Below are 20,684 nucleotides of genomic sequence, written 5' to 3'. Positions count from 1 at the left end.
ATCGACAATGGATACTCTGTCATCACGCAAGGCAGCTGACCTGCGGGAGCTCGAACGCCTGCAAGGAGCCTGGGAGCAGACCGGCATGGAAGACGGCGGTGTATTCGACCCACCGGACGAGCACAGCGCTCCCGGTGCCCTGACCCTGATCGAAGGCAACCGGTTTCGCGTGGTCACGGTGGAGGGCGAGCAACTGCTGGCCGGAACCTTCACCCTCGACAGCAGCACCACGCCCAAGTCCATCACCTGGATCGACAGCGTCGGCGCTGATGCCGGACAGCCCCTGCCCGCCAGTTATCAGCTGAGCGACGATCACTTCGTGTTCATCGCCGCCGACACCGGCCAACCCCGGCCAACCCGTTTCCACACCGGCCCGGGCGAAACCCTGCGGCGCTTCATCCGGGTCCGTCAGGGCCAGTGAACCCCCGGGGCTTGGCACCTGCCAGGCCCCTCTTGCCGAGGCTTCAGGACCCAGGCCCGGTGCCGCCCCTAGCCGGCAACCACCGACCCGCCGGGCCCATCGAGGGCCCACCAGCCCGGCAGCAGTTGCCTGACCCGCGGCTCGGCAAAGCGATCATCGATCAACATCAGCACACCCCGGTCCGCCTGGCTGCGGATCACTCGCCCGGCGGCCTGCACCACTTTCTGCAGCCCGGGGTAGAGGTAGGTGTAGTCATAACCGGAGCCGAACAGCGCCGCCATGCGCTGCTTCATCTGTTCGTTCAAGGGGTTGAGCTGAGGCAGCCCGAGGGTCGCGACGAAGGCACCGATGAGTTTCGATCCCGGCAGGTCGATGCCCTCGCCGAAGGCTCCGCCGAGCACGGCAAAACCTATGCCCTGCCCCTCGGCCCGAAACTGCTGGAGAAAGTCCTCGCGGGATGACTCGTCCATGCCCCGGGACTGTTGCCACAAGGCAATCTGCGGATGCTCAAGGGCCAGCAACTCGGCCACTTGCTGCAGGTAATCGAAACTGCTGAAGAAGGCCAGATAGTTACCCGGGCGCGCCTGGAACTGGTGCGCCAGCAACTCGACAATCGGCGCCAGCGACGCTTGCCGATGAACGTAGCGCGTGGAGATGCGGCTGACGATGTGCACCTCCAGTTGCCGGGCCTCGAACGGTGACTCGACGTCCAGCCACACGGTGTTTTCCGGCAGCCCGAGCAGATCGGCGTAGTAATGCCGGGGATTGAGCGTCGCGGAAAACAGCACGCTGCTGCGGGCCGCCGTCAACCGAGGGCGCAGCAGCGCCGCTGGCACCACGTTGCGCAGGCACAGGCGTGACAGGCTGCGCTTGGCGCTCAACACGCGCTTGCTGATGTCGAAGATGAACTGCTGCGGCTCGAACAGCTCCGCCACCCGGGCAAATTGCAGCAGCTCGAAATACAGGCCCTGCAGCTCGCTGTCCAGGCCCTCGGGGTGCTCGTTGAAATAGTCGCCCAGGGCCGCAACACACAGCCCCAGCGCCTTGAGCAACGCCGTCGGCAGCCGGTCATGGGCCTGATAGGGCGCGACCTGGTCCTTGTGCAGGGCATTCCACTCGCGATTGAGACGTTGCAATGAGCTTTTCAAGGCCTGGGGCGCGCTGGCACGCACCTTGGCCAGTTGCTGCTGGTCGAGTCTGGCGCTGTACATCCCGCGTCCGCGCTCCACCAGATTGTGGGCTTCGTCCACCAGTACCGCGACCTGCCATTGGTTGGCCTGGGCCAGGCCGAACAGCAAGGCGCTGAAATCGAAATAATAGTTGTAGTCGGCCACCACCAGATCGCTCCAGCGGGCCATTTCCTGGCTCAGGTAATAGGGGCAGACCTGATGCTCCAGGGCCACCTGGCGCAGCGCCTGGCGGTCCAGCATCGGCACCTGGCTGGCCGCCTGGCGCGCCGCCGGCAGGCGCTGGTAGAAGCCCCTGGCCAACGGACAGGAGTCGCCATGACAGGCCTTGTCCAGGTGCTCACAGGCCTTGTCCCGGGCCACCAGCTCCAAGACCCGCAACGGCAACTCGGGCTGGTCGGCGAACAGCACCCGGGCCGCATCGAGGGCCAATTGTCGTCCCGGGGTCTTGGCGGTGAGAAACAGCAGCTTGTCCAGTTGCTGCGGGGCCATGGCCTTGAGCATCGGGAAGATCGTGCCCAGGGTCTTGCCGATGCCGGTGGGCGCCTGGGCCAACAGGCAACGGCCAGTGCTGACCGCCTTGTACACCGACTCGGCGAGGTGACGCTGGCCGCGGCGAAACTCGCCATGGGGAAAACTCAGGCTGCGGGTGGCCTGGTCACGGGCTGTGCGGTGCTGCATTTCCTGCTGGGCCCAGTGCAGGAACAGCGCGCATTGCTGGTTGAAGAAGTCTTCCAGCACCTGGGCGCTGTGCTCCTGTACCAGCGATGTTTCCTGCTCGCTGAGGACGTCGAAGTACACCAGAGACACGCGGATGACCGGCAATTGCAGGCTCTGGCACAGCAACCAGCCATAGACCTTGGCCTGGGCCCAGTGCAGTTGCCGATGATTGTCGGGCATGCGCGCCAGGTCGCCGCGGTAGGTCTTGATCTCCTCCAGCAGGTTCTGCGTCGGGTCGTAGCCGTCCGCCCTGCCCTTGACCAGCAACTCGCCGTAGCGCCCCTCCAGCGCCACTTCACTCTGGTACTCGGGGTTGCGGCGGGAGGCCACGGTACGGTGCCCGTGCATGCCCTCCAGCGCGGTCGGCGACGGGGTGAAGCGCAGGTCCAGATCACCACTCTTGGCGCTGAATTCGCACAAGGCCCGGACCGCGATGCGATAGCTCACCCCTCGCAGTCCTGCCACTGCACATAACACACCGTCACCGGCATCCGGTGCTCCTGGCAGAAGTCCAGCCAGCGCAACTGGTTGTCCTGCAGGCGATCCCCCGGGCCCTTGACCTCGATCATCCGGTAGGTTTTCTCCTCGGGCCAGAACTGGATCAGGTCCGGCATCCCCGCGCGGTTGGCCCGGATGTCCAGCAGCAGGCGCTGGAACCAGTGCTTCAGGTGCTCGGCAGGCAGGCAGTCGAGGGCCTGTTCGAGCAGTTCCTCGGTCAGCGCCCCCCAGAACACGAAGGGCGATTGCAGGCCCCACTTTTCGGCAAAGCGCTGGCGGATGCTGTCGCGGTAGCGGCCATCGTCCAGTTCCGCCAGGCAGCCCTGGAACAGCGCGCTGCGCCGCTCATGGAAATCTTCGCTGAGCAGGTCCACCGGCCCGCGCTGGAACGGATGGAAGAAGGCCCCCGGCAACGGAGCGAACACCGCCGGCCAGCAGAGCAGCCCGAACAGCGAATTGATCAGGCTGTTCTCCACGTAGTGCACCGGCCCCTCGGGCTGGTGCAGATGCAGCTGGACCCGTTGCTCAACGCTCAGTCCCTGCCCGTCCTGGGGCAATTGCAGGTCCAGGCGCTGCACCTCGCGAGCGGCCGTGCGTGGCAGTGGCGGCCCGCCCAGCTTGCGTCGCAGCCTGGGCATGACCCGCAGCAACTGCTGGGCCTCGGCGGCACTCTCGGGGGCAGCCGCTGCCTGCTCCGCCAGGGCCAGGGCCGCCGGGTACTCTTCGCTGCGCTCCAGCACCCGGATCAGCCGCAAGCGCGCCCCGGGGTAGGCACACTGCTGATAGATTGCCCGGGCCAGGGCCCAGTCCGCCAGGCGCTCGCCGTGCTGGCCCAGGAGGAACAAGAGTTTGCCCCGGCGCTTCTCCAGCCAGGGGTTGGCGGTGCTGAACGCGGCGATTCGCTCCAGCACCTGGGGCAGTTCATCCCCGGCCTCGAATCCTTCCTGGCACTGGTGCAGGTAAAAGAAGCCATCGACGTCGTCACGGCTGCGCAGGCCGCGGGCATCGGCGCTGATCTCGACTTTTTCGTAGCTGTAGATGCCCAGGTCCGCCAGCACGAACTCCGACCAGTCCTGGTACAGGTTGCCGAAGAACATCAGGCGCAAGCGGTCGCACAGTGGCATGAGCGTCAGGCTCAGCAGCCTGTCATCCAGCTCCGGGCACCATTGGCCAAACGCCTGGGGTTGCGGGTGCTGGGCCTGCAGCGCCTCCAGCCACTGGCTCTTCTTCGCCTTGGCCGGCAGCGCCAGGGCCTTGAACGCCTGCTGCAACTCGGCCTTGTGCAGCAAGCCGAACAACTCCTCCAGGCTCAGCGGCGCCTGCTCGTCGACCCAGCCCAGGGCCAGCAGCGGCACCAGGGCCCGGGCGCTGTCGCCAATCTCCGGGTAACTCAGCTTGCCCAGGCGAAAGTGCCGCCCCTTGCGCATCACCATGCGCACCAGCAAGGCCTGGGACGGCTGGGCCAGGGCCGTGAAGTCACGAATGAAGCACTGCTCGGCGTCCGTCAGCACATCGGCATAGCGCAGCTCCAGCCAGCTCAACACTTGCTGGAAGTTGTGCAGGTAATAGAGGGGGTTTTCGAGGGGATTGGAGGTCACGGAACTAAGACGCCACGGCGGGTTGAATACTGGTTATGCGTACAGATAACAGCCGTTGCCCCGCTCTGGCAAACACTATTGGATAAATGGCGCGGCGAAGTTTTTTACAATGGCCCACAGAACTTTTGTCGTCTTCACTACACCAACGGGCCATGGCTATAGTGTCCAGCGCATCGTGGATGCACCACTACTGACGAGAAACCTGTATGAACCTGAAAAACCTGGGATTGCTCCTGCTCGCTGCCCTGACCTTGGCCGGCTGCGCCTCGCCCACCGTGGTGACCTTGCAGAACGGCACGCAGTACCTGACCCGTGATCAGCCCAAGACCAAGACTGCCGATGGTTTCTATGAATTCCAGGACATCTCCGGCAAGACCATTCGGGTCAAGGCGGACGATGTGGCCACCGTCCGCCAGGAAAAATGATTCACCGCAGCACTTCAATGCCCCCAGAGCAAGCCTCCCTGCCCCGGCTCGCAGAAAAACCCCGGCACCGGCTTGCCACGCTTGGACAACTCCTGGCTCACCTGCCGGCAGCGATCACGCTCCCTGGCATTGGCGTTATCAATGCTGATGTTGCCTGTGGTGTCCGGCGTCGCGTCGTCCTTCAGACGAAACTGCGCCAGGGGCTGCTCCGGGTCCAGCTGGAAAAGACTGGGGGCAGGCTCCTCGGTGGTGGCTGGCGCGGGTAAACCGGGCGGCAACTGATCCACGGTCACCCCGTAGCGTTTCAAAATCGAGCTGTGAGGCAACTCCTCGGCCGATGCCATGCATGCCCACAGGGCCAGCACCAGACCGCTCGCATACCTCTTGCTGTTACTCACTGTCAAAACTCTCCTGTCACTGCCTTGAATCGATTGCGGTTGCATCCCTGAAACCTTGCGTACCTCTAGTAACGCATCAGCGGGCTGCAGCTTTACCGGTATTGGAGTCGGCATTTGACTGACAGGTCACTTTTTTTATCCAGGCAAGGGCCCGGGGCCCGTTGCAGGCCCCGCGCCCTTTCGGTATCAGGCGATGGTGATGCCCGAGCCGTTGAGGTGGTCGAGGCTGACTCCCACCAGGGTCACCGAATCCTGGCCGAAGGTCAGCACCGTGTCGTTGCCACTGCTGCTGGCATGGGCCCGGTAGTCCTGGTCCGGCAGCACCCCGGCCACGCCCATGAACACCAGTTTGTCGCCGCCCTGATAGCCGACGATGCGATCGTTGCCGAAATGGCCATTGAACAGGAAGGTGTTATTGCCGCCCCCCGACTCCATCAGGTCATTGCCGTTGCCGCCGACGAACACGTCGTTGCCGCGGCCGCCGACCAGGTGGTCGTTGCCATCCAGGCCAAACAGCCAGTCGCCCCCATCATGGGCCCGAAGCAGGTTGTCGCTGCCATCGCCCTTCACCGACGAGGCGTACTGGGTCAGTTGGTTGCCGGCCTTCAAGCCCTGGTCGGTAACCTGATGGAACACATCGTCCTTGAACAGGCCCCAGAGAAACCCCGGCTCCTTGCTCTGGATCGCGCCGATGTCACGGGTGATGCTGATCCCGCCCTTGGCGTCGCGCACGTACAGGGTGCCGGCACCGTCGCTGGCGAAGCTGTAGTTGCTCACCGACTGCTGCAGGTCCAGGGTGTTGTGGCCCTGGCCACCGAGGATGATGTTGTAGCCGCCCTCGTCGCGGAAGGTGTCATTGCCGTCGCGACCCTCCAGGTAGTCGTTGCCGCGGCCGCCCTGGATCAGGTCGTTGCCGTCGCTGCCGATGATGAAGGTGCTGCCCTTGTGGGTCTCGGCATTGCGGTTCAGGTCCTGGACCCAGGTACTGGCCCGCGCCGGGTCCGACAGGTTGGCGACGACGATGGTCGAGTCCTTGCTGGTGAAGTCGTAGAACTTCGATTCCAGCACCCGGGTCAGGCCATCGCCGTAGCCGGTGGGCAGGTGGGAGATCCAGGTGGGGATGTTGAGGATCGAGAACGGCAGCACGTTCCACAGGGTCGAGGCGTAATGGTCGTTGAAGTTGACGATGTTGTTGGTGGCCGAGTCCTGGTGCGCATCGTGGACCCCAAGCGACGCCAGGTTGAAGCTCGAACCGTCCAGGGCACGGAACACCGGGTCGTTCTCGTAGCCGATGTTCAGCACCTTGTCGCTGGCGCTCTGGGTCGGCGAGGCATAGGCGATGTAGTTGGAGTCCTTGTAGAACCCGGACCAGCGCTCGCCGCTCAGGTCCGCCAGGCTGTTGACCGCCAGCCCGCCCAGGCTGTGGCCGCTGACCAGGATGTCCTTGCCGGACAGGCCATGGGCCTGGGCAAAGGCCGCGACATCGCCCAGCAGCGTGCCGAAGGCCTCGCCGGCGTAGTTCTTCGCATAGTCCTTGGGCCCCAGGGCCGCCAGCAGGTCATTGATCACATCGCCGAGGGAGTCGCTGAGCAGCGACTCCCGGGGGCCGCTGGTGCCGCGAAAGCCGATGCCGATGGAGCTCAACTGGCCCTGGGCATCGTACTTGCCGAGGATCTCCACCTGGGCCGTACCGTAGCCGGCCTTCTCGCCAAAGAAGGTGCCCCGGGCATCCACCTTGCCGCCATAGCCCAACTGCTCGGCACTGATGGTGGACCAGCCGGCCTGGTTCAGCGCCTCCTTGGCGGCCTTCTCGGAATCGGGGTTCCAGGGAATCCCGGGGATCACCCCCTGGGAATCGCTGCTGCCGATCAGCGCGGTGACCAGGGTCGCTGGCAGGCCCAGGCCGAAGCCGTTGTGCTGATAACCCACGGCAAAGCCGTTGTCGAGGTTGTGATAGGAGTACAGGGTAATCGCCATGGCATCGGTAAACAGCGCCTTGGAATCCTCTGCAGTGAAGTTCTTGTAGTCAAACACACCCATGGTATTGCCTCTCTTTTGTTGGAATTGTCAGAGATAGCTCCGGCCACCCAGGCCCGTTGCCAGGCCTGGGTGACGCGGTACAACACCTTTCAGCGGTGACGCGGCGTCAGAACGCCCAGTCCAGGGTCAAGCCGACCCCATGGCTCTTGTCCTTGCTGCCCAGCACACCGTTGTAATCCAGATTGACTCGGGTCGCACGCCCCAGGACCACCCCGGCACGTGCGCCGACCACTGCTGCATCACGTTCCAGGGACAGGCTCTGGACCTTGTACTCTCCCCCTCCCGCGGCAAAGGCCAGGTGCTGGTCGGAGCCGGTGCCGCTCAGGTTGTGCTGCCAACCCAGGGTCGCGGACAACTCCAGTGCCTGTCCTTGCGCCAGCGCCAGGCGCTGGCCGGCACGCATGCCCAGGGTCGAGAGCCAGGCCTCGCGATGGTCATCCGAGCCTTTGAGTGCCGCAGCGCCGCCCTGTTCCTTGAAGGCGTCACTGGCGATATTGACGTAGGCCAGGTTAACGAAAGGTTCCAGGCGCCCTGGGCCCTGCTCGAACTGCCATGCCGCCTCACCGAACAGTTGGGCGCTGCGCGCATCGCGCTTGCTCTTCTGGCGGTCGGCGACCCCGGCGTACTGCAACTCGCGCTTGACCTCGATCCGGTGCCAGCTGTAGGAACCACCCAGGCTCAGGCGCAACGCCTCCTGTTGCCGGCCCAGGTAGGTCCCCAGGTGATAGCTGTCGACCTTGGCCGAGGAATGAGTGCCGTCACCCATGTTCAACGAACTGTCACTGTAGCCGGTGAAGAAGCCCAGGCGCGTGGCCTCGTCCACGGCGCCATCGATCCCCGCCAGCAAGCCGCCGATGGAGGTGCTGTAGCGTGCATGGTCGGCGTCGCCATCGGCCTTGCCCCAGGCGCCCAGGGTCTTCATCCAGACCCCGTTGTCCTGGCCCGTGCCTGCCGCCGCAGGCACCGCAGGCGACTGGCGCAGGCGTTCGCCCATGGCGTCGCGCAGGTAGCGGCTGTCGTTGATCAGCAGGCTGCTGATGGCCGGGTGAATCTCCCCGGATAATTGCTGGAAGGCTTGCTGGGCACTGGCTGCCGAAGGTGCCAGCAACAGGCTTTCGAACAGCGGATTGCCAGCCCCCAGTTGCTCGGTGGCGGCGCCCACGGCGCGCTGGTTCGGGGTCAGGCCGATGCTGCTGAAGGAAGTGGCATTGCGCGCCACCGCCAGTTGCACGCCATTGGCCGCGTAATCCAGATCGCCCGTCAGGAACAGCGCGTTGGATTGCACCGCGCCGAAGCGCCCCTGGATACCGCCGGCCGCATCGATGATATCGAACTGGCGCCCCAGCAGGCTCGGCACGCTCTGCCGACTGAGCAAGCCCGCGCCGCCTTCGCCTTGCAGTTCCATGGACAACGTGGCGCCACCGAGCAGCGCCTGGCCGTCGGCAATCAGCCGATCGCTGCCGCTCTGGGACACTTCCACCGCGTAGGTCGAGCCCGGCAGGAAGGTCACGTCGGAGGCGACATGCAGGGTGCCGACCGAGTTGCCCGGGGCCACGGTGGCACCGGCATTGACCATCAGCCCGCCGACCCGGCCGCTACCGCCGAGGATCCCGCCGTCATTGACGGTCACCGCCGACACCAGCGAGCCATTGACCGCCAGGCGCCCCTGGTTGACCAGGGTCGGGCCGGAATAGGTATTGCTGCCGCTGAGCACCAGGGTGCCGATGCCCTGCTTGGTCAGGCCGCCATGGCCACTGATGTCGTTGCTCCAGACATCCCGGCCGCAGCTGATGTCGTTGCAGCGCCGCTGGGTTGGCTTGCCCACGTCCACCAGGGCCCCCACCCCCGGCAGGTCAGCGACGAACTGGGTTGCGCCATAGGCACCGGGAACCCGCAGGTCCACGGGGATGTCCTGCTCCGCGACCAGCATGCCCGGGCCGTGGATGCCCTTGCCCAGGTCGATCATGCCCCAGCCGTACAGCGAATCGATGCCCGGTGCGCCCAGGTCGGTGGCGGTGGTGCGTAGCACGCTGGCGATCTGCGCCCCGCTCATGTAGGGAAAGCGCTCCATCAGCACCGCTGCGGCCCCCGCCGCGTGAGGGGCGGCCATCGAGGTGCCGTTCTTGTTGGCATAGCCCAGGGTCATGTTGTCCAGGTTCGTGCCACCGATCACCGAGCTGTAGATCCGTGTGCCGGGGGCCGAGACGCAGAAACTGGCGGTATAGCCGCAGCGCGAGGAAAAGGTGCTGATGACATAGGGGTCGGCGCTGGCGGTATCGGGGTTCTGCTGCAATGCGGCGACGGTCAGCCAGTTGGGAGCGATCTCCGGGACGAAGTAGCCAAGGCCGGCAATGGCATCCGGGTTGTTCAGGTTGTAGTCGTTGCCGGCGGCGAAGATGGTCATCACCCCACTTCGGGCCGCGGCAATGGCGCCGTCGTAGGCGCCCCCCGGCAAGGTGCCCAGCAGCGGCTGGATCTGCGCGAACTGGGCCCGTGCATCCTCCAGGGTGAAATGCGGGAACGCCGGGTCGCGGCCGCCCTTGTTGAAGCGGTCGGTGATGCCGATGCCCCAGCTGTTGTTGATGATCCGCGCGCCACTGGCCACCAGGCCATCCCAGCCAGCCTTGTACACCGCGCCGTCGTTGCCCAGGACGATGCCGTCTTCCGGGCCCGGGTCACCGTTGTCGGCACTGATGATCTGCGCATCGTAAGCCACCCCGTGCATGGCCCCGCCATCGCGGCTGCCGCCGGCGATCCCGCCGACGTGGGTGCCGTGGGAGCCGAGCTTGCCGTCCGAGCCCACGGACGGACTGCCGTCATAGCGAAAGGCGTCACCGGCCTTCACCGGAATATAGGGATCGGTGTACTGGCGGATGCCGCTGGTGATCAGGGTGATGACCTTGTCCGGACCGACGAACTCCGGGTGCCGGGCATACACTGGCTGGTCGAAGATCCCCAGTTTGACGCCCTTGCCGCTGTAGCCGGCGGCATAGGCGCTGTCGGCATGAATGGCTCCCAGGCCCCAGTCCGCCTTGAACTCGGCGCTGCGCCAGCTGCTGGCGTCGCCAGCACGACCGGCTTCCACATAGGGCGCGGCCTGGGCCCCGCCGATCAGTGCCACGCACCCCAGCAATGCCCGGCTCAGCGGGGTGCGTACCCCGCCCTGTCCTGCCTGCGCGCGATCCTTGCGTTTGACTCTCTTCACTACGACCTTCCTTAGTTGTGTTGGCAAATATCCCTGCGGCCAATCCCGCGCCGCTGTCGAGTTCAGTGGCGCCTCAGAAGCGCCACTCGAGATTGAGTCCTGCTCCATGCTGTTGCTGTCGACTGGCCAACTGCCCCTGGTAGTCCAGGCTCAGGGACAGGTCCCGGGCCAGAGCCAGGCGTGCCTGGGCACCGACCTGCGCAGCGTCGCGCACGGGCGCGGCGCTGTTCACCGCAAAGCCCTGGTCGCTGCCGGCAAAGGACAACGGTTCGCGGGCCTGGGCGCCATTCAGGCGGTGCTGCCAGCCCAGGCTCGCCGACAGTTCCAGGGCCTGTCCCGACGCCAGCCGCAGCTGCTGGCGACCACGCAGGCCGAGGGTGCCGAGCCAGGCATCGCGCTGGTCGCGGTCGCCCTCCAGGGCCGCGGCGGCGCCTTTCTCGTGGAAGGCATCCCGGTCCAGGTGCTGGTAGGCCAGGTTGACGAAAGGCTCCAGCACCAGGGGCGCCAGCGGCACGGCATAGGCCGCCTCGGCAAACACCTGGGTGCTGCGGGCATCGACCCGGGCCTTCTCCCGGCCGGATACATCGGCATAGGCCAGGTCGCGACGGACCTCGGCGCGATGCCAGCTATGGCTGGCGCCCAGGCTCAGGCGCAGCGCGTCCAGGTCGTGGCGGGCATAGGCCCCCAGGTGATAGCTGTCGACCTCGGCCTTGGCCCGGGTGCCGGCGCCCATGTGCAAGGCACTTTCGCTGTAGCCAGCCGCCAGGCCGATACGGGTCTGCTCGTCGAGGTCGCGGTCGATACCGGCCAGCATGCCGCCAAGAGAGCTGTCATAGGCAGTGGTGCCCTTGGCGCCCTCGACCCGCCCCCAGGCCCCCAGGCCCTTGATCCAGCCACTGGCAGTCGCCGGCTCCGCTCCCGCGTGCCCCAGGGCCGGGCGTTGCAGGCGTTCGCCCAGGGCGTCGCGCAGCACCGAGCCCTGGCTGACCAGCATCGAACTCAGGGCCGGGTAGATCTCCCCGGACAATTGCTGCAGTGCACCCTGGGCCACCGCCGCCGAAGGCGACAGCAACAGGCTTTCATAGACCGGATTGCCCGCCGCCAACTGTTCCACTGCAGCGCCGGTCGCGCGCTGGTTGGGGGTCAGGCCGACGCTGGCAAAGGAGGTCGCGTTGCGCATTACCTGCAACTGCACGCTGCTGGCCGAATAGTCGAGGGCTGTGCCAAGAAACAGCGATTCGGGCTGGACACTGGAAAAACGCCCGACGACGCCACCTGCCGCTTGCAGAATGTCGTACTGGCGGCCAACCAGGCTCGGCACCTGCTGCGCGGCCAGCACATTCCCCCGAGGCTCGGGCACCAGGTCGACAGCGGCACCATTCAGGCTGGCCTGGCCCGTGGCGACGATCCGGTCGCTGGCACTCGGGGACAGCTCCAGCACATAGGTCGAGCCCGGCTGGAAGTCGACGTTCCCCGCCACATTCAAGGTGCCGATGGAGTTGCCCGGCGCCACCCGGGCACCGGCCGCAGCGCTGATCCCGGCGACCTGCCCGGAACCGCCCAGGGTGCCGCCGGCATTGACCCTGACCTCTGACGCCAGCGTGCCGTTGACCGCCAGCAAGCCGCCATTGACCGTGGTTGGACCGCGATAGCTGCTGTCGCCGCTGAGCACCAGCCAGCCGGCCCCGGACTTGACCAGGCTGCCCTGGTAGATCCGCGCCGCCGCTGCCGCATCGCGGGCCATGCCCAGGGCATAGTCGGTCTGCTCCTGCTGGCTGGCTCCCGGGCTCAGGCCATGCTCCCAGCCCCGGTCCTGCAGGGTCTGCCGCCAGGCCTGGCGTTCGGCGGCGTCCTCGGCCTGACGCTGGATAAGCGCCTGGTCCGAAAGGCCGTTACTCCAGACATCCCCTTGGCCGCGCCCCAGGTTGACGTTGAATTCGCCCAGCAGTTGCCCCGGCCCGTGCATCGCCCGCCGCAAATCCGGCACGCCCCAGCCCACCAGCGCACTGGGCCCCTGGGTGGGCGAGCCGTCGAGCTGCCGGGCGGTGGTCAGCAGTACTTGCAGGGCCTGCTGGTTGTCCAGGTAGGGATAACGCTCCATCACCAGGGCCAGGGCGCCGGTGGCATGGGGCGCAGCCATGGACGTACCGTTGTAGGTGGCGTAGCCGCCGCCGGGCACGGTGCTGGTGATGGCGGCGCCGGGCGTGGCCAGGCACCAGTACTTGGCGATGCCGCACTGGTTGTATTTCTGCTGGTTGTTCTTGTCCAGCCCCGAGACCGCCAGCCAGTGGCCTTCCAGTTCCGGCTGAAAATACGGCAGGGCCGAACGCACGCTGGCATTGGCATAGCCGCTGTTGCCGGCACTGAAGACATTGATCACCCCGCGGCGCGAAACCTCGGCGGCGGCATCGAGCCAGGTGCCCTGTTGGAAATGCTGGGCGTAGGCTGCCCGCAGGCCGTCCAGGGTCTGGTAGCTGACATCCTTGGGCTGGCTGCCCCAGCTGTTGTTGATGACCCGCACCCCGGCCTCGGCCAGGGCGGAGTACACCGCCTTGAAGTACTGCGGGTCGGGGCTGGGGCCAAACAGGAAACTGTCGTTGTGATTGGTATTGCCTACATACACCTGGGCGTTGAAGGCCACGCCGTGCATGCCGTTACCGTCGCGGGCCGCGCCCATGGTGCCGGTGACGTGGGTGCCGTGGCTGTCATTGGCGCCATTGAGCACCCCGGAGACGCTGAACGGCTTGCCATCCCGATCGTTTCCCGTGGCGGTGAGCGGATGAAAACGTGTGGAACTGGCCTCGGGATGGGCGGCATCGAACCCCGAGTCCAGGGCGCCGATCTTCACTCCTGCACCGCTGTAGCCGGCGGCATAGGCCTGGTTTGCCTGCATCCGTTCCAGGCCCCAGTCCTGCAGGTATTCGGCGGAGCGCCAACTGGCAGGGTCCCCCAGCCGTCCGCTGTCCTGATAGGTGGCCTGGGCCGGCAACGGCAGTCCTGTGGCAAATGCCAGGCACAGGGTGCCCGTCAGCGCCTTGAGCTGATCGCACTTCACATCCATGTTGATGACTTCTCGATTTTTGTTGTTGTTGGACCGTCCTTCCGGGACCGATCGTTGTGTTGCCTGTTACCGCCTGGGGCCGGGGCCCGTCCTCTGGTTTTCCTGCTTGTTGAACCCGGGGAGTGAAGCGCCCTCCCCGAACACTGCCGTCAACGCCACGGCGCCCCTCAAGGACGCCGCGCCTGCTGCTTGCCTCAGGCGAACACGATGCCCGAGCCGTTCAGGCCGTCGAGGCCGACCCCCACCAGGGTCACCGAGAACTCGCCGACACTGAGCAGGGTGTCGTTGCCGTTCTGCGACAGGTGCTGGCTGTAGTCGTATTGCCCATCGACACCCGGCACGCCCATGAACACCAGCTTGTCGGTGTTCTGATAACCGTGGATCAGGTCCAGGCCGAAATTGCCGCTGAACAGGAAGGTATTGGCCCCGCCGCCGGTGGAGTGCATCACGTCGTTGCCGCTGCCACCGACAAAGGTCACGTTGGCCTTGTCGCTGCTCAGCAGGTCGTCGCCGCCATGGCCGAACAGCCAGTCGCCATCGACGCTGGCCACCAGGGCGTTGCCATAGGCATCGCCGTTCAGCGAGTGGTTGTAGGCGGTCCACTGGTTGCCATTCTGCAGGCCGGCGTCGGTCACGCTGTAGGTCACGTCCTTGCCGAACCACTGCCAGAAGTTGCCGGCCTCGTGGCTGACCAGGGCGCCAACGTCCCGGGTCATGCTGATGCCGCCGTAGGCGTCGCGGATGTACAGGGTGCCGTCGCCATCATTGGCAATGGAGAAGTTCTTCAGCGGCTGTTGCAGCTCCAGCACGTTATGGCCCTGCCCGCCATGGATGATGTTGTAGCCACCATCGTCGCGAAAGCGATCATCGCCGGCGCCACCGTCCAGGTAGTCGTTGCCCTTGCCGCCATGCAGCAGGTCGTTGCCCTGGGTGCCGATGATGAAGGTGCTGCCGCTGTGCTTCTCGGCATACAGGTTGAGGTCCTTGACCCAGACCTGGTCGCGCTTGCCTTCCGACAGGTTGGAGATCACCACGGTGGAATCGCGGCTGGTCAGGTCATAGAAATCCGATTCGATCAGGCGGTTGAGGCCACCGGCATAGTCCACCGCGCTGTGGGCCGACCAAGACTGCGGATTGAGAATGCTCTGGGGAATCAGCTTGCCGAGGAACGACGAGTAGTGATCGGTGAAGCTGACGATGTTATTGGTCGCCGACTCCTGGGGCTTGTCGTGGGTGCCCAGGGACGAGGCGTTGAAATGCGTGCCGTCCAGGGCGCGGAACACTGGGTCGTTTTCATAGCCGATGTTCAGCACCTGAGGGCTGTTGGCGCTCTGGGTCGGCGAGGCGAAGGCCAGGTAGCTGGCGTCCTGATAGAAACCGCCCCAGTGCTCACCGCTCATCGCCGCCAGGCTGTTGACCCCCAGGCCACCCAGGCTGTGCCCGGTGACCAGCACATCGCTGCCGCTCAGGCCCTGGGCCGCGGCAAACGCCGCGACCTTGCCCAACAGGTTGTCGAAGGCCAGGCGGCTGTAGTTGTCGGCAAAGCCCGGCACGAAGGCGGCCTGCAGGTCGTTGATAGCGTCCTTGAGGCTGTCGGTGCCGCGAAAGCTGATGCCGATGGACAGCAACTGCCCGCTGGCGTCGTACTTGCCCAGCACCTCGACCTGGGCATCGCTGACGATCGCCTGCTCGCCGGAAATGGTGCCCTGGGCACTGACGTTGCCCTGGTAGCCCAGCTGGCTGGCGCTGATGGGGCGCCAGGCGGTGCCCGGCAGCGCCTCGCCGGTGGGTGCAGAGGCATACAGGGCCAAAGCGATGGCCTCGCTGTAGAGGGCCTTGCCGTCACCGCCAAGGGCGGTCTTGTAATCGAAGATACTCATGCTCGTTCCTCTTTTTTATTGTCCCTGAGCCTGCAGTCGGCAACGCTTCCTAAGGCTGAGCGCGCTGGCCGAAGGCCTCGTCGACCCTGGCCAGGTCTTCTTCGCGCAAAGTGCCGGCGTAATAGTGCAACTTGGTCCAGGCCATCAGGTAGTCATAGCGGGCCTGGGCCAGATCCCGCCGGGTGGTGTAGAGCTGCTGCTCGGCATTCAGCGCATCGAGGTTGACCCGCTCGCCCCCGAGGATGCTCTGCTTGGTCGAAACCACCAGCGCCTCGGCCGAGGCCAGGGCCTTCTGGTAGGCGCGCAACTTGCTCACACCTGATAGACAGGCACTGAACTGGCGGCGGAGTTCAATCAGGGTTTCCCGGGTCTTGCCGTCCAGCTCGTACTCGGCCTGCTCCATGGAGCGGCTGGCCTGACGGGTAGAAGCTGAAACCCCACCACCGGCGTACAACGGCAGGCTGAGCTCGATACCCAGGGTGTTGGTGTCGTAGCGCTGGTTGTAGGTGTTGCCGCTTTCCGATTCGTTCTGGCGCATGGTGGCGTAGGCACTGAGCTTGGGCAGGTGTCCGGCGCGGTTGCGCTCCACTTCATAGCGCGCCACTTCCACGCGCTGGCGCTGGGAAGCCAGCACCGGGTTGTTGCTCAGGGCCATCTCATGCCAGGTGTCGTAGTTGGCCGGAATCAGGGAGAACGACTGGAAGTCGGCCTGCAACGGGTCCAGGTCACCCACGTCGATGCTCGGTACGCCGATCAGGGCCCCCAGCTCGCGCAAGGCGGCGTCCTGTTCGTCCCGGGCCTCGATCTCTTCGGCGGTGGCCAGCTCGTAGCGCGACTCGGCTTCGAGGATGTCGGTGCGGGTGCCCTCGCCCTGCTGGAACATGTGCCGGTTCTGTTGGAACTGCTGCTCGAAGGCCTTCTTCTTGGCCTGGGCGATGTCGATCTGGTCCTGGGCGAACAGGGCCTTGGTGTAATAGCTCAACACCCGAACCAGCAACTCCTGGCTCTTGCTGCGAAAGTTCTCGTCGGCGAACAGCGACTGGGCCACGCCCTTGCGGTAGTTGGCATAGGCCTCGTAGTCGATCAGCGGCTGCTGCACGGTCAGGGACGAACCGTAGCTGTCGTAGTTGCGTTTTTCGCTCACGGTGCCGCGCACGGTGTCCAGGTAGGTGACCTTGGAGTTGTTGTGACCCTTGTTGTAGCTGTAGCCCACCTTGGGCAGCAGGCCTGCCCGGCCGATGGCGCGGTTTTCCAGGCCGGCATCGCGCTCCTTGATGGCCCCCAGGAACACCGGGTCATTGCGCAGCGCCTGCTCGTAGATCTGGAACGGGCCCATGGCCTGGGCGCCCTGACAGGCAAACAGCGCCAAGGCCGCCGCGAGAATGGAAAGCTTACTCATACGACGCGACATCCTTATTCTTCGGTCAGTGCAGAGCCAGCCCGGTCAAGCAGAGGCTTGAACAGGTAATTGAGCAGCGAACGTTCGCCGGTACGTACGAACATCTCCGCCGGCATGCCGGGCTTGATCACCAATCCATTGAGCTTTTCCAGGGCCTGGTCGCTGACGCTGCTACGTAGTACGTAGTACGGCATCCCGGTTTTCTCATCGATCATCTGGTCGGCGGAAATCAGGCTGACCTCACCCGGCACCCGTGGCGTGCGGGTCTGGTTGAAAGCCGTGAAGAGGATGTCCACCGGCAGGTGGGGCCCGACCTTGTCCACCAGATTCACCGGCAACCGCCCCTCCACTTCCAGGTGCGTGCCCTGGGGCACGATCTCCAGCAGGGTCTCGCCCTGGCGTACCACCGCGCCTTCGGTGTGCACCCCCAGGTTGACCGCGATGCCGTCGGCGGTGGCGATGATCTCGCTGTGCTGCAAGTCGAAACCGGCGGAGGTCAGTTGCTGTTCCAGGGTCTGGGTCTTGAGTTGGGCTTCGGCCAACTGGCTGCGCACCTCCTTCTGATACTCCTCGTTGTGCTGGGACAGCTTGAGCCGCGACTCGACGATGCCCTGCTCGACCCGCCCGCTCTCCCCGGTGTTCTGTGCCAGCTCCTGCTGCACCTGGGACAGTTGGCGCTGGTACTCCAGCAGCCGGTTGCGCGGGATGTAGCCGTTGTCCGCCAGGGGCTGCAGGTTGCTCAGCTGTTGGCGCAGGGACTCGGCCTGGCTGCTGAGATCGGTACGCGCCCGGCGCATCCCCGCCAGTTGCGCGGTGGCGCCTTCGATATTGGCGCGGATTCCCGCCTGCTCGCGATTGAACGCCTCGCGCCGGCTGCTGAACAACTGCCGCTGGCCTTCCAGCACCAGGGCCAGGCGCGGGTCATCGCTGTTGCTCAGCGCCACCGGAAAATCCACCTGCTTGAGGTTGTCGCGCTCACTGCGCCAGCGAGCCAGACTGGCCATGGCCATGCGGTACTGGGCCTGCAGCGACTGCACATCGGCCGCCACCTGGGTCTGGTCCAGGCGGAACAGCGGCTGCCCCTGTTTCACCGCCTCGCCCTCGCGCACCAGGATCCGGCTGACCACGCCGCTGCTCATGGACTGCACCGCCTTGCGCTTGCCGGACACCACCACCGTGCCCTGCACCGGGATCCCCTGGTCCAGGGGCGCCATGGCCGCCCAGACGAAGAAACTGCCGGCGCCGGCCAGGGCCAGGATCCAGCCCATGCGGGCAAAGAAGCCGGCGTCCCGCTCAACCCGTTCCGGCGCGTAATCCTGTTCGATCATCATGTTGCCGTCCTTGCTCATGCGCCTGAATTCCGTGTCGGGGCCGAATACTGGCGGCTCATGCTCAAGCCACCGGGAGCCGCTGCTGCGGGCCTGTCCCTGGGCGCTTCCTGCGCCTGCGCCTGCCCTTGCCCTTGCCCTTGCCCTTGCCCTTGCCCTTGCCCTTGCCCTTGAGCCTGAGCTTGTGCCTGGGACTGGCCGCCAGCCAGCGACCTGAGCACTTCCTGGCTGGGGCCGAAGGCCTGCAAGCGACCGTCATTGAGCACCAGCAGCTTGTCGGCCAGGGCCAGTACCGAGGAACGATGAGTGACCAGCACCACCGTGGTGCCGCGGGCCTTGAGCTGGGAAATGGCTGCCGCCAGGGCGCTTTCGCCCACGGTATCGAGGTTGGAATTGGGCTCGTCGAGCACCACCAGGCTCGGGTTGCCATACAGCGCACGGGCCAGGGCCACTCGCTGCTTCTGGCCGCCGGACAGGCCACTGCCGTCGTCCCCCAGCACCGTGTCGTAGCCCTGGGGCAGACGCAGGATCAGCTCGTGCACGCCAGCCATCTGCGCGGCCTGGACCACCTGTTGCGGATCAGCCTGGCGAAAGCGCGAAATGTTCTCGGCGATGCTGCCGGTGAACAGCTCGATGTCCTGGGGCAAGTAGCCGATATAGGGCCCCAGCTCATCGCGGTTCCAGCGATGGATGTCGGCACCGTCCAGGCGTACCGTGCCCCCCAGGGTCGGCCACACGCCCACCAGCACCCGGGCCAGGGTCGATTTGCCGGAACCGGAAGCGCCGAGCACTCCCAGCACTTCACCGGCGTTGAGGCTGAAGCTCACTTGCTGCAGGGTCGCGACCCGGCGCCCTGGAGGGCCGGCGCTGACCTGCTCGAAACTCACCTGCCCCTTGGGCGGTGGCAGCGACATGGCGCTGTCGCTGGGCGGGAACTCGCGCAACAGCGCATCGAGGCGCCCATAGGCCAGCTTGGCCGAGCTCCACTGCTTCCATACCGCGATCAACTGGTCGATGGGGCTCAACACCCGCCCCATGAGGATCGACCCGGCAATCATCATCCCGGCGGTCATGTCGCCCTTGATCACCAGCCAGGCGCCCAGCCCCAGCACCAGGGACTGCAGGCACAGGCGCAGGGTCTTGCTCAGGGAACTGATCACCGACCCGGTGTCGCTGGCCTGATTCTGCAGCCCGAGAAACCCCGAATGCACGGCGAACCAGCGCTTGCGCAACGCGCCGAGCATGCCCATTGCCTGGATGGTCTCGGCGTTGTGCAGGTGACTGGTGGCCAGCTGGGTGGATTTTTGCGAATAGCCGCTGGCCTCGCCCAAAGGCTTCTTGGTCATGGCCTCGTTCAGGCAGGCCAGGGCGATCAACAACACCGCACCCACGGTGGCGAACACCCCCAGCCAGACGTTGAAGGCGTAGATCACCAGCAGATAGATGGGGAACCAGGGAGCGTCGAAGAAGGCGAACAGCGCAGGCCCCGTGAGGAACTGGCGGATATGGGTCAGGTCGCCCAGGGACTGCCCGGCATGGCCTTCGCCCCGCGCCAGGTTGCGTTCGAACGCGGCCTGGTAGACCCGCAGGTTGAAGCGCCGCTCCAGCTGGCTGCCGATGCGGATCACGATAAAGCTGCGTACCACTTCCAGCAGGCCGATGAACACGAAAAAGCCCACCACCATCAGTGACAGCATCACCAGGGTGGTTTCATTCTGCGAAGACAGCACCCGGTCGTAGACCTGCAACATATAGATGGAAGGCACCAGCATCAGCACGTTGATCAATGCGGTGAAACAACCAACGCTGATCAGGATGCTCTTATATTCGCCCAGTGCCTTGAACAGCGGTGCAGGAGGAGTGTTCTTCACCATTTTTAACATTTTCCCTGAGCGGTTAATTCGTGCCCGGTAGCGATGAACCAATATAGTGCACAACTAACAAGCCACCCTCTTAGTTTATAAATCAGACGAACACGAACAATTCGGACAGCTGTATCCAACAGCAGCCCGAGCATGTTTACGTCGTTCAAGAGAGTGGCAATATACTGGCCGCCAACTTAATAGACGAACACCGAGGCCTATTAATTAGCCCCACGCTGTAAAACAATCAAGCCGTCGGCTTTCAAGCGTGCTTCATAGAGCCCGTCCTTCTGGCGGCTGAAGAAAATGACCTTCGAGCCTTCGCGGCCGGTGATGGCAATACCGTCGGGTTCAGGGAACCAGCCCACCGCGGTTTCACCGATCCACTGCGACAGGCAGTCGGCGCCGTCGCCCAGGGCCGCATTCTGCAAAAGGTCCAGGGTGCAACCCTTGCCGGGATCGGCCGCTTGCTGCAACTGCCAGTGTCCAACCAGTTCCGAGGGGTCCGCCAAGCGCAGGCTGCTTGCCATGGTCATTGCTCCATAAAAGATCATCAGTGTCGCCAGCAGCCAACGGGCTGCCGTGCAACGCAAGGTGTGTGGGGTCATGGGGTGCTCCATCCGCCCGGTAGACTCGCTCAGCCCCGGGGTCAATGCAAGAAC

General features: G+C 65.2%; 13 protein-coding genes. 2 read left to right on the top strand and 11 right to left on the bottom strand.

Annotated elements, in window-relative coordinates; translation table 11 throughout:
- Positions 1 to 7 precede the first annotated feature (7 nt).
- Positions 8 to 421 carry a TIGR03067 domain-containing protein gene (locus ACZ5BO_RS17090; RefSeq protein ID WP_464695825.1) on the top strand — a complete coding sequence of 138 codons (414 nt, stop codon included), beginning with the start codon at positions 8 to 10 and terminating at the stop codon, positions 419 to 421.
- Between the two features lie 68 nt (positions 422 to 489).
- Here ACZ5BO_RS17090 and ACZ5BO_RS17085 read toward each other — a convergent pair whose 3' ends face one another.
- Positions 490 to 2,775, bottom strand: coding sequence for a helicase C-terminal domain-containing protein (locus tag ACZ5BO_RS17085; protein ID WP_464695824.1), 2,286 nt, complete (start codon positions 2,773 to 2,775; stop codon positions 490 to 492).
- Positions 2,772 to 4,424 (bottom strand): VRR-NUC domain-containing protein, encoded by a 1,653-nt coding sequence (locus ACZ5BO_RS17080; RefSeq protein ID WP_025129061.1) that lies wholly within the window; start codon positions 4,422 to 4,424, stop codon positions 2,772 to 2,774. The genes ACZ5BO_RS17085 and ACZ5BO_RS17080 overlap by 4 nt, the downstream gene beginning before the upstream one ends.
- Positions 4,425 to 4,630: 206 nt before the next feature.
- On the opposite strand from ACZ5BO_RS17080, the gene ACZ5BO_RS17075 reads away from it, so the two are divergent.
- On the top strand, positions 4,631 to 4,849 hold the full coding sequence (locus ACZ5BO_RS17075; protein WP_025129062.1) for a YgdI/YgdR family lipoprotein: 219 nt from the start codon (positions 4,631 to 4,633) through the stop codon (positions 4,847 to 4,849).
- A 14-nt stretch (positions 4,850 to 4,863) separates the two neighbouring features.
- Here ACZ5BO_RS17075 and ACZ5BO_RS17070 read toward each other — a convergent pair whose 3' ends face one another.
- From ACZ5BO_RS17070 to ACZ5BO_RS17030, 9 genes are all read right to left on the bottom strand, one after another.
- On the bottom strand, positions 4,864 to 5,247 hold the full coding sequence (locus tag ACZ5BO_RS17070; RefSeq protein ID WP_025129063.1) for a hypothetical protein: 384 nt from the start codon (positions 5,245 to 5,247) through the stop codon (positions 4,864 to 4,866).
- Positions 5,248 to 5,433: 186 nt separating this feature from the next.
- Entirely contained in the window at positions 5,434 to 7,287 is a 1,854-nt protein-coding gene (locus ACZ5BO_RS17065) for a polyurethane esterase (protein WP_025129064.1), read from the bottom strand.
- 106 nt (positions 7,288 to 7,393) lie between these two features.
- A complete protein-coding gene (locus tag ACZ5BO_RS17060) occupies positions 7,394 to 10,432 on the bottom strand; it encodes an autotransporter domain-containing protein (protein WP_464701303.1) in 3,039 nt (1,012 codons plus the stop codon).
- 133 nt (positions 10,433 to 10,565) lie between these two features.
- Entirely contained in the window at positions 10,566 to 13,553 is a 2,988-nt protein-coding gene (gene eprS / locus ACZ5BO_RS17055) for an autotransporter serine peptidase EprS (protein ID WP_464695823.1), read from the bottom strand.
- Between the two features lie 194 nt (positions 13,554 to 13,747).
- Complete coding sequence (gene pueB / locus ACZ5BO_RS17050; RefSeq protein WP_464695822.1) at positions 13,748 to 15,433, bottom strand: polyurethane esterase B; 1,686 nt, start codon at positions 15,431 to 15,433, stop codon at positions 13,748 to 13,750.
- Between the two features lie 49 nt (positions 15,434 to 15,482).
- Positions 15,483 to 16,832 carry a TolC family outer membrane protein gene (locus ACZ5BO_RS17045; protein ID WP_464695821.1) on the bottom strand — a complete coding sequence of 450 codons (1,350 nt, stop codon included), beginning with the start codon at positions 16,830 to 16,832 and terminating at the stop codon, positions 15,483 to 15,485.
- 14 nt (positions 16,833 to 16,846) lie between these two features.
- Positions 16,847 to 18,163, bottom strand: a complete 1,317-nt coding sequence (locus tag ACZ5BO_RS17040; RefSeq protein WP_464701301.1) for an HlyD family type I secretion periplasmic adaptor subunit — start codon at positions 18,161 to 18,163, stop codon at positions 16,847 to 16,849.
- Between the two features lie 14 nt (positions 18,164 to 18,177).
- Positions 18,178 to 20,034 (bottom strand): type I secretion system permease/ATPase, encoded by a 1,857-nt coding sequence (locus tag ACZ5BO_RS17035; protein ID WP_464695820.1) that lies wholly within the window; start codon positions 20,032 to 20,034, stop codon positions 18,178 to 18,180.
- Positions 20,035 to 20,243: 209 nt separating this feature from the next.
- Positions 20,244 to 20,630 carry an AprI/Inh family metalloprotease inhibitor gene (locus ACZ5BO_RS17030; RefSeq protein WP_025129071.1) on the bottom strand — a complete coding sequence of 129 codons (387 nt, stop codon included), beginning with the start codon at positions 20,628 to 20,630 and terminating at the stop codon, positions 20,244 to 20,246.
- Positions 20,631 to 20,684 lie beyond the last annotated feature (54 nt).

The sequence above is a fragment of the Pseudomonas sp. FFPRI_1 genome (assembly GCF_055384485.1).
The sequence above is the reverse complement of the archived record's forward strand: the minus strand, read 5'-3'. Positions and strand labels throughout refer to the sequence as shown.

Bases quoted from the DNA above. Each gene is read 5' to 3' on its own strand.
- ACZ5BO_RS17090 (WP_464695825.1), top strand. From the start codon at position 8: ATGGATACTCTGTCATCACGCAAGGCAGCTGACCTGCGGGAGCTCGAA.
- ACZ5BO_RS17075 (WP_025129062.1), top strand. From the start codon at position 4,631: ATGAACCTGAAAAACCTGGGATTGCTCCTGCTCGCTGCCCTGACCTTG.
- ACZ5BO_RS17065 (WP_025129064.1), bottom strand. From the start codon at position 7,287: ATGGGTGTGTTTGACTACAAGAACTTCACTGCAGAGGATTCCAAGGCG.
- eprS (WP_464695823.1), bottom strand. From the start codon at position 13,553: ATGGATGTGAAGTGCGATCAGCTCAAGGCGCTGACGGGCACCCTGTGC.
- pueB (WP_464695822.1), bottom strand. From the start codon at position 15,433: ATGAGTATCTTCGATTACAAGACCGCCCTTGGCGGTGACGGCAAGGCC.
- ACZ5BO_RS17045 (WP_464695821.1), bottom strand. From the start codon at position 16,832: ATGAGTAAGCTTTCCATTCTCGCGGCGGCCTTGGCGCTGTTTGCCTGT.
- ACZ5BO_RS17040 (WP_464701301.1), bottom strand. From the start codon at position 18,163: ATGATGATCGAACAGGATTACGCGCCGGAACGGGTTGAGCGGGACGCC.
- ACZ5BO_RS17035 (WP_464695820.1), bottom strand. From the start codon at position 20,034: ATGGTGAAGAACACTCCTCCTGCACCGCTGTTCAAGGCACTGGGCGAA.
- ACZ5BO_RS17030 (WP_025129071.1), bottom strand. From the start codon at position 20,630: ATGACCCCACACACCTTGCGTTGCACGGCAGCCCGTTGGCTGCTGGCG.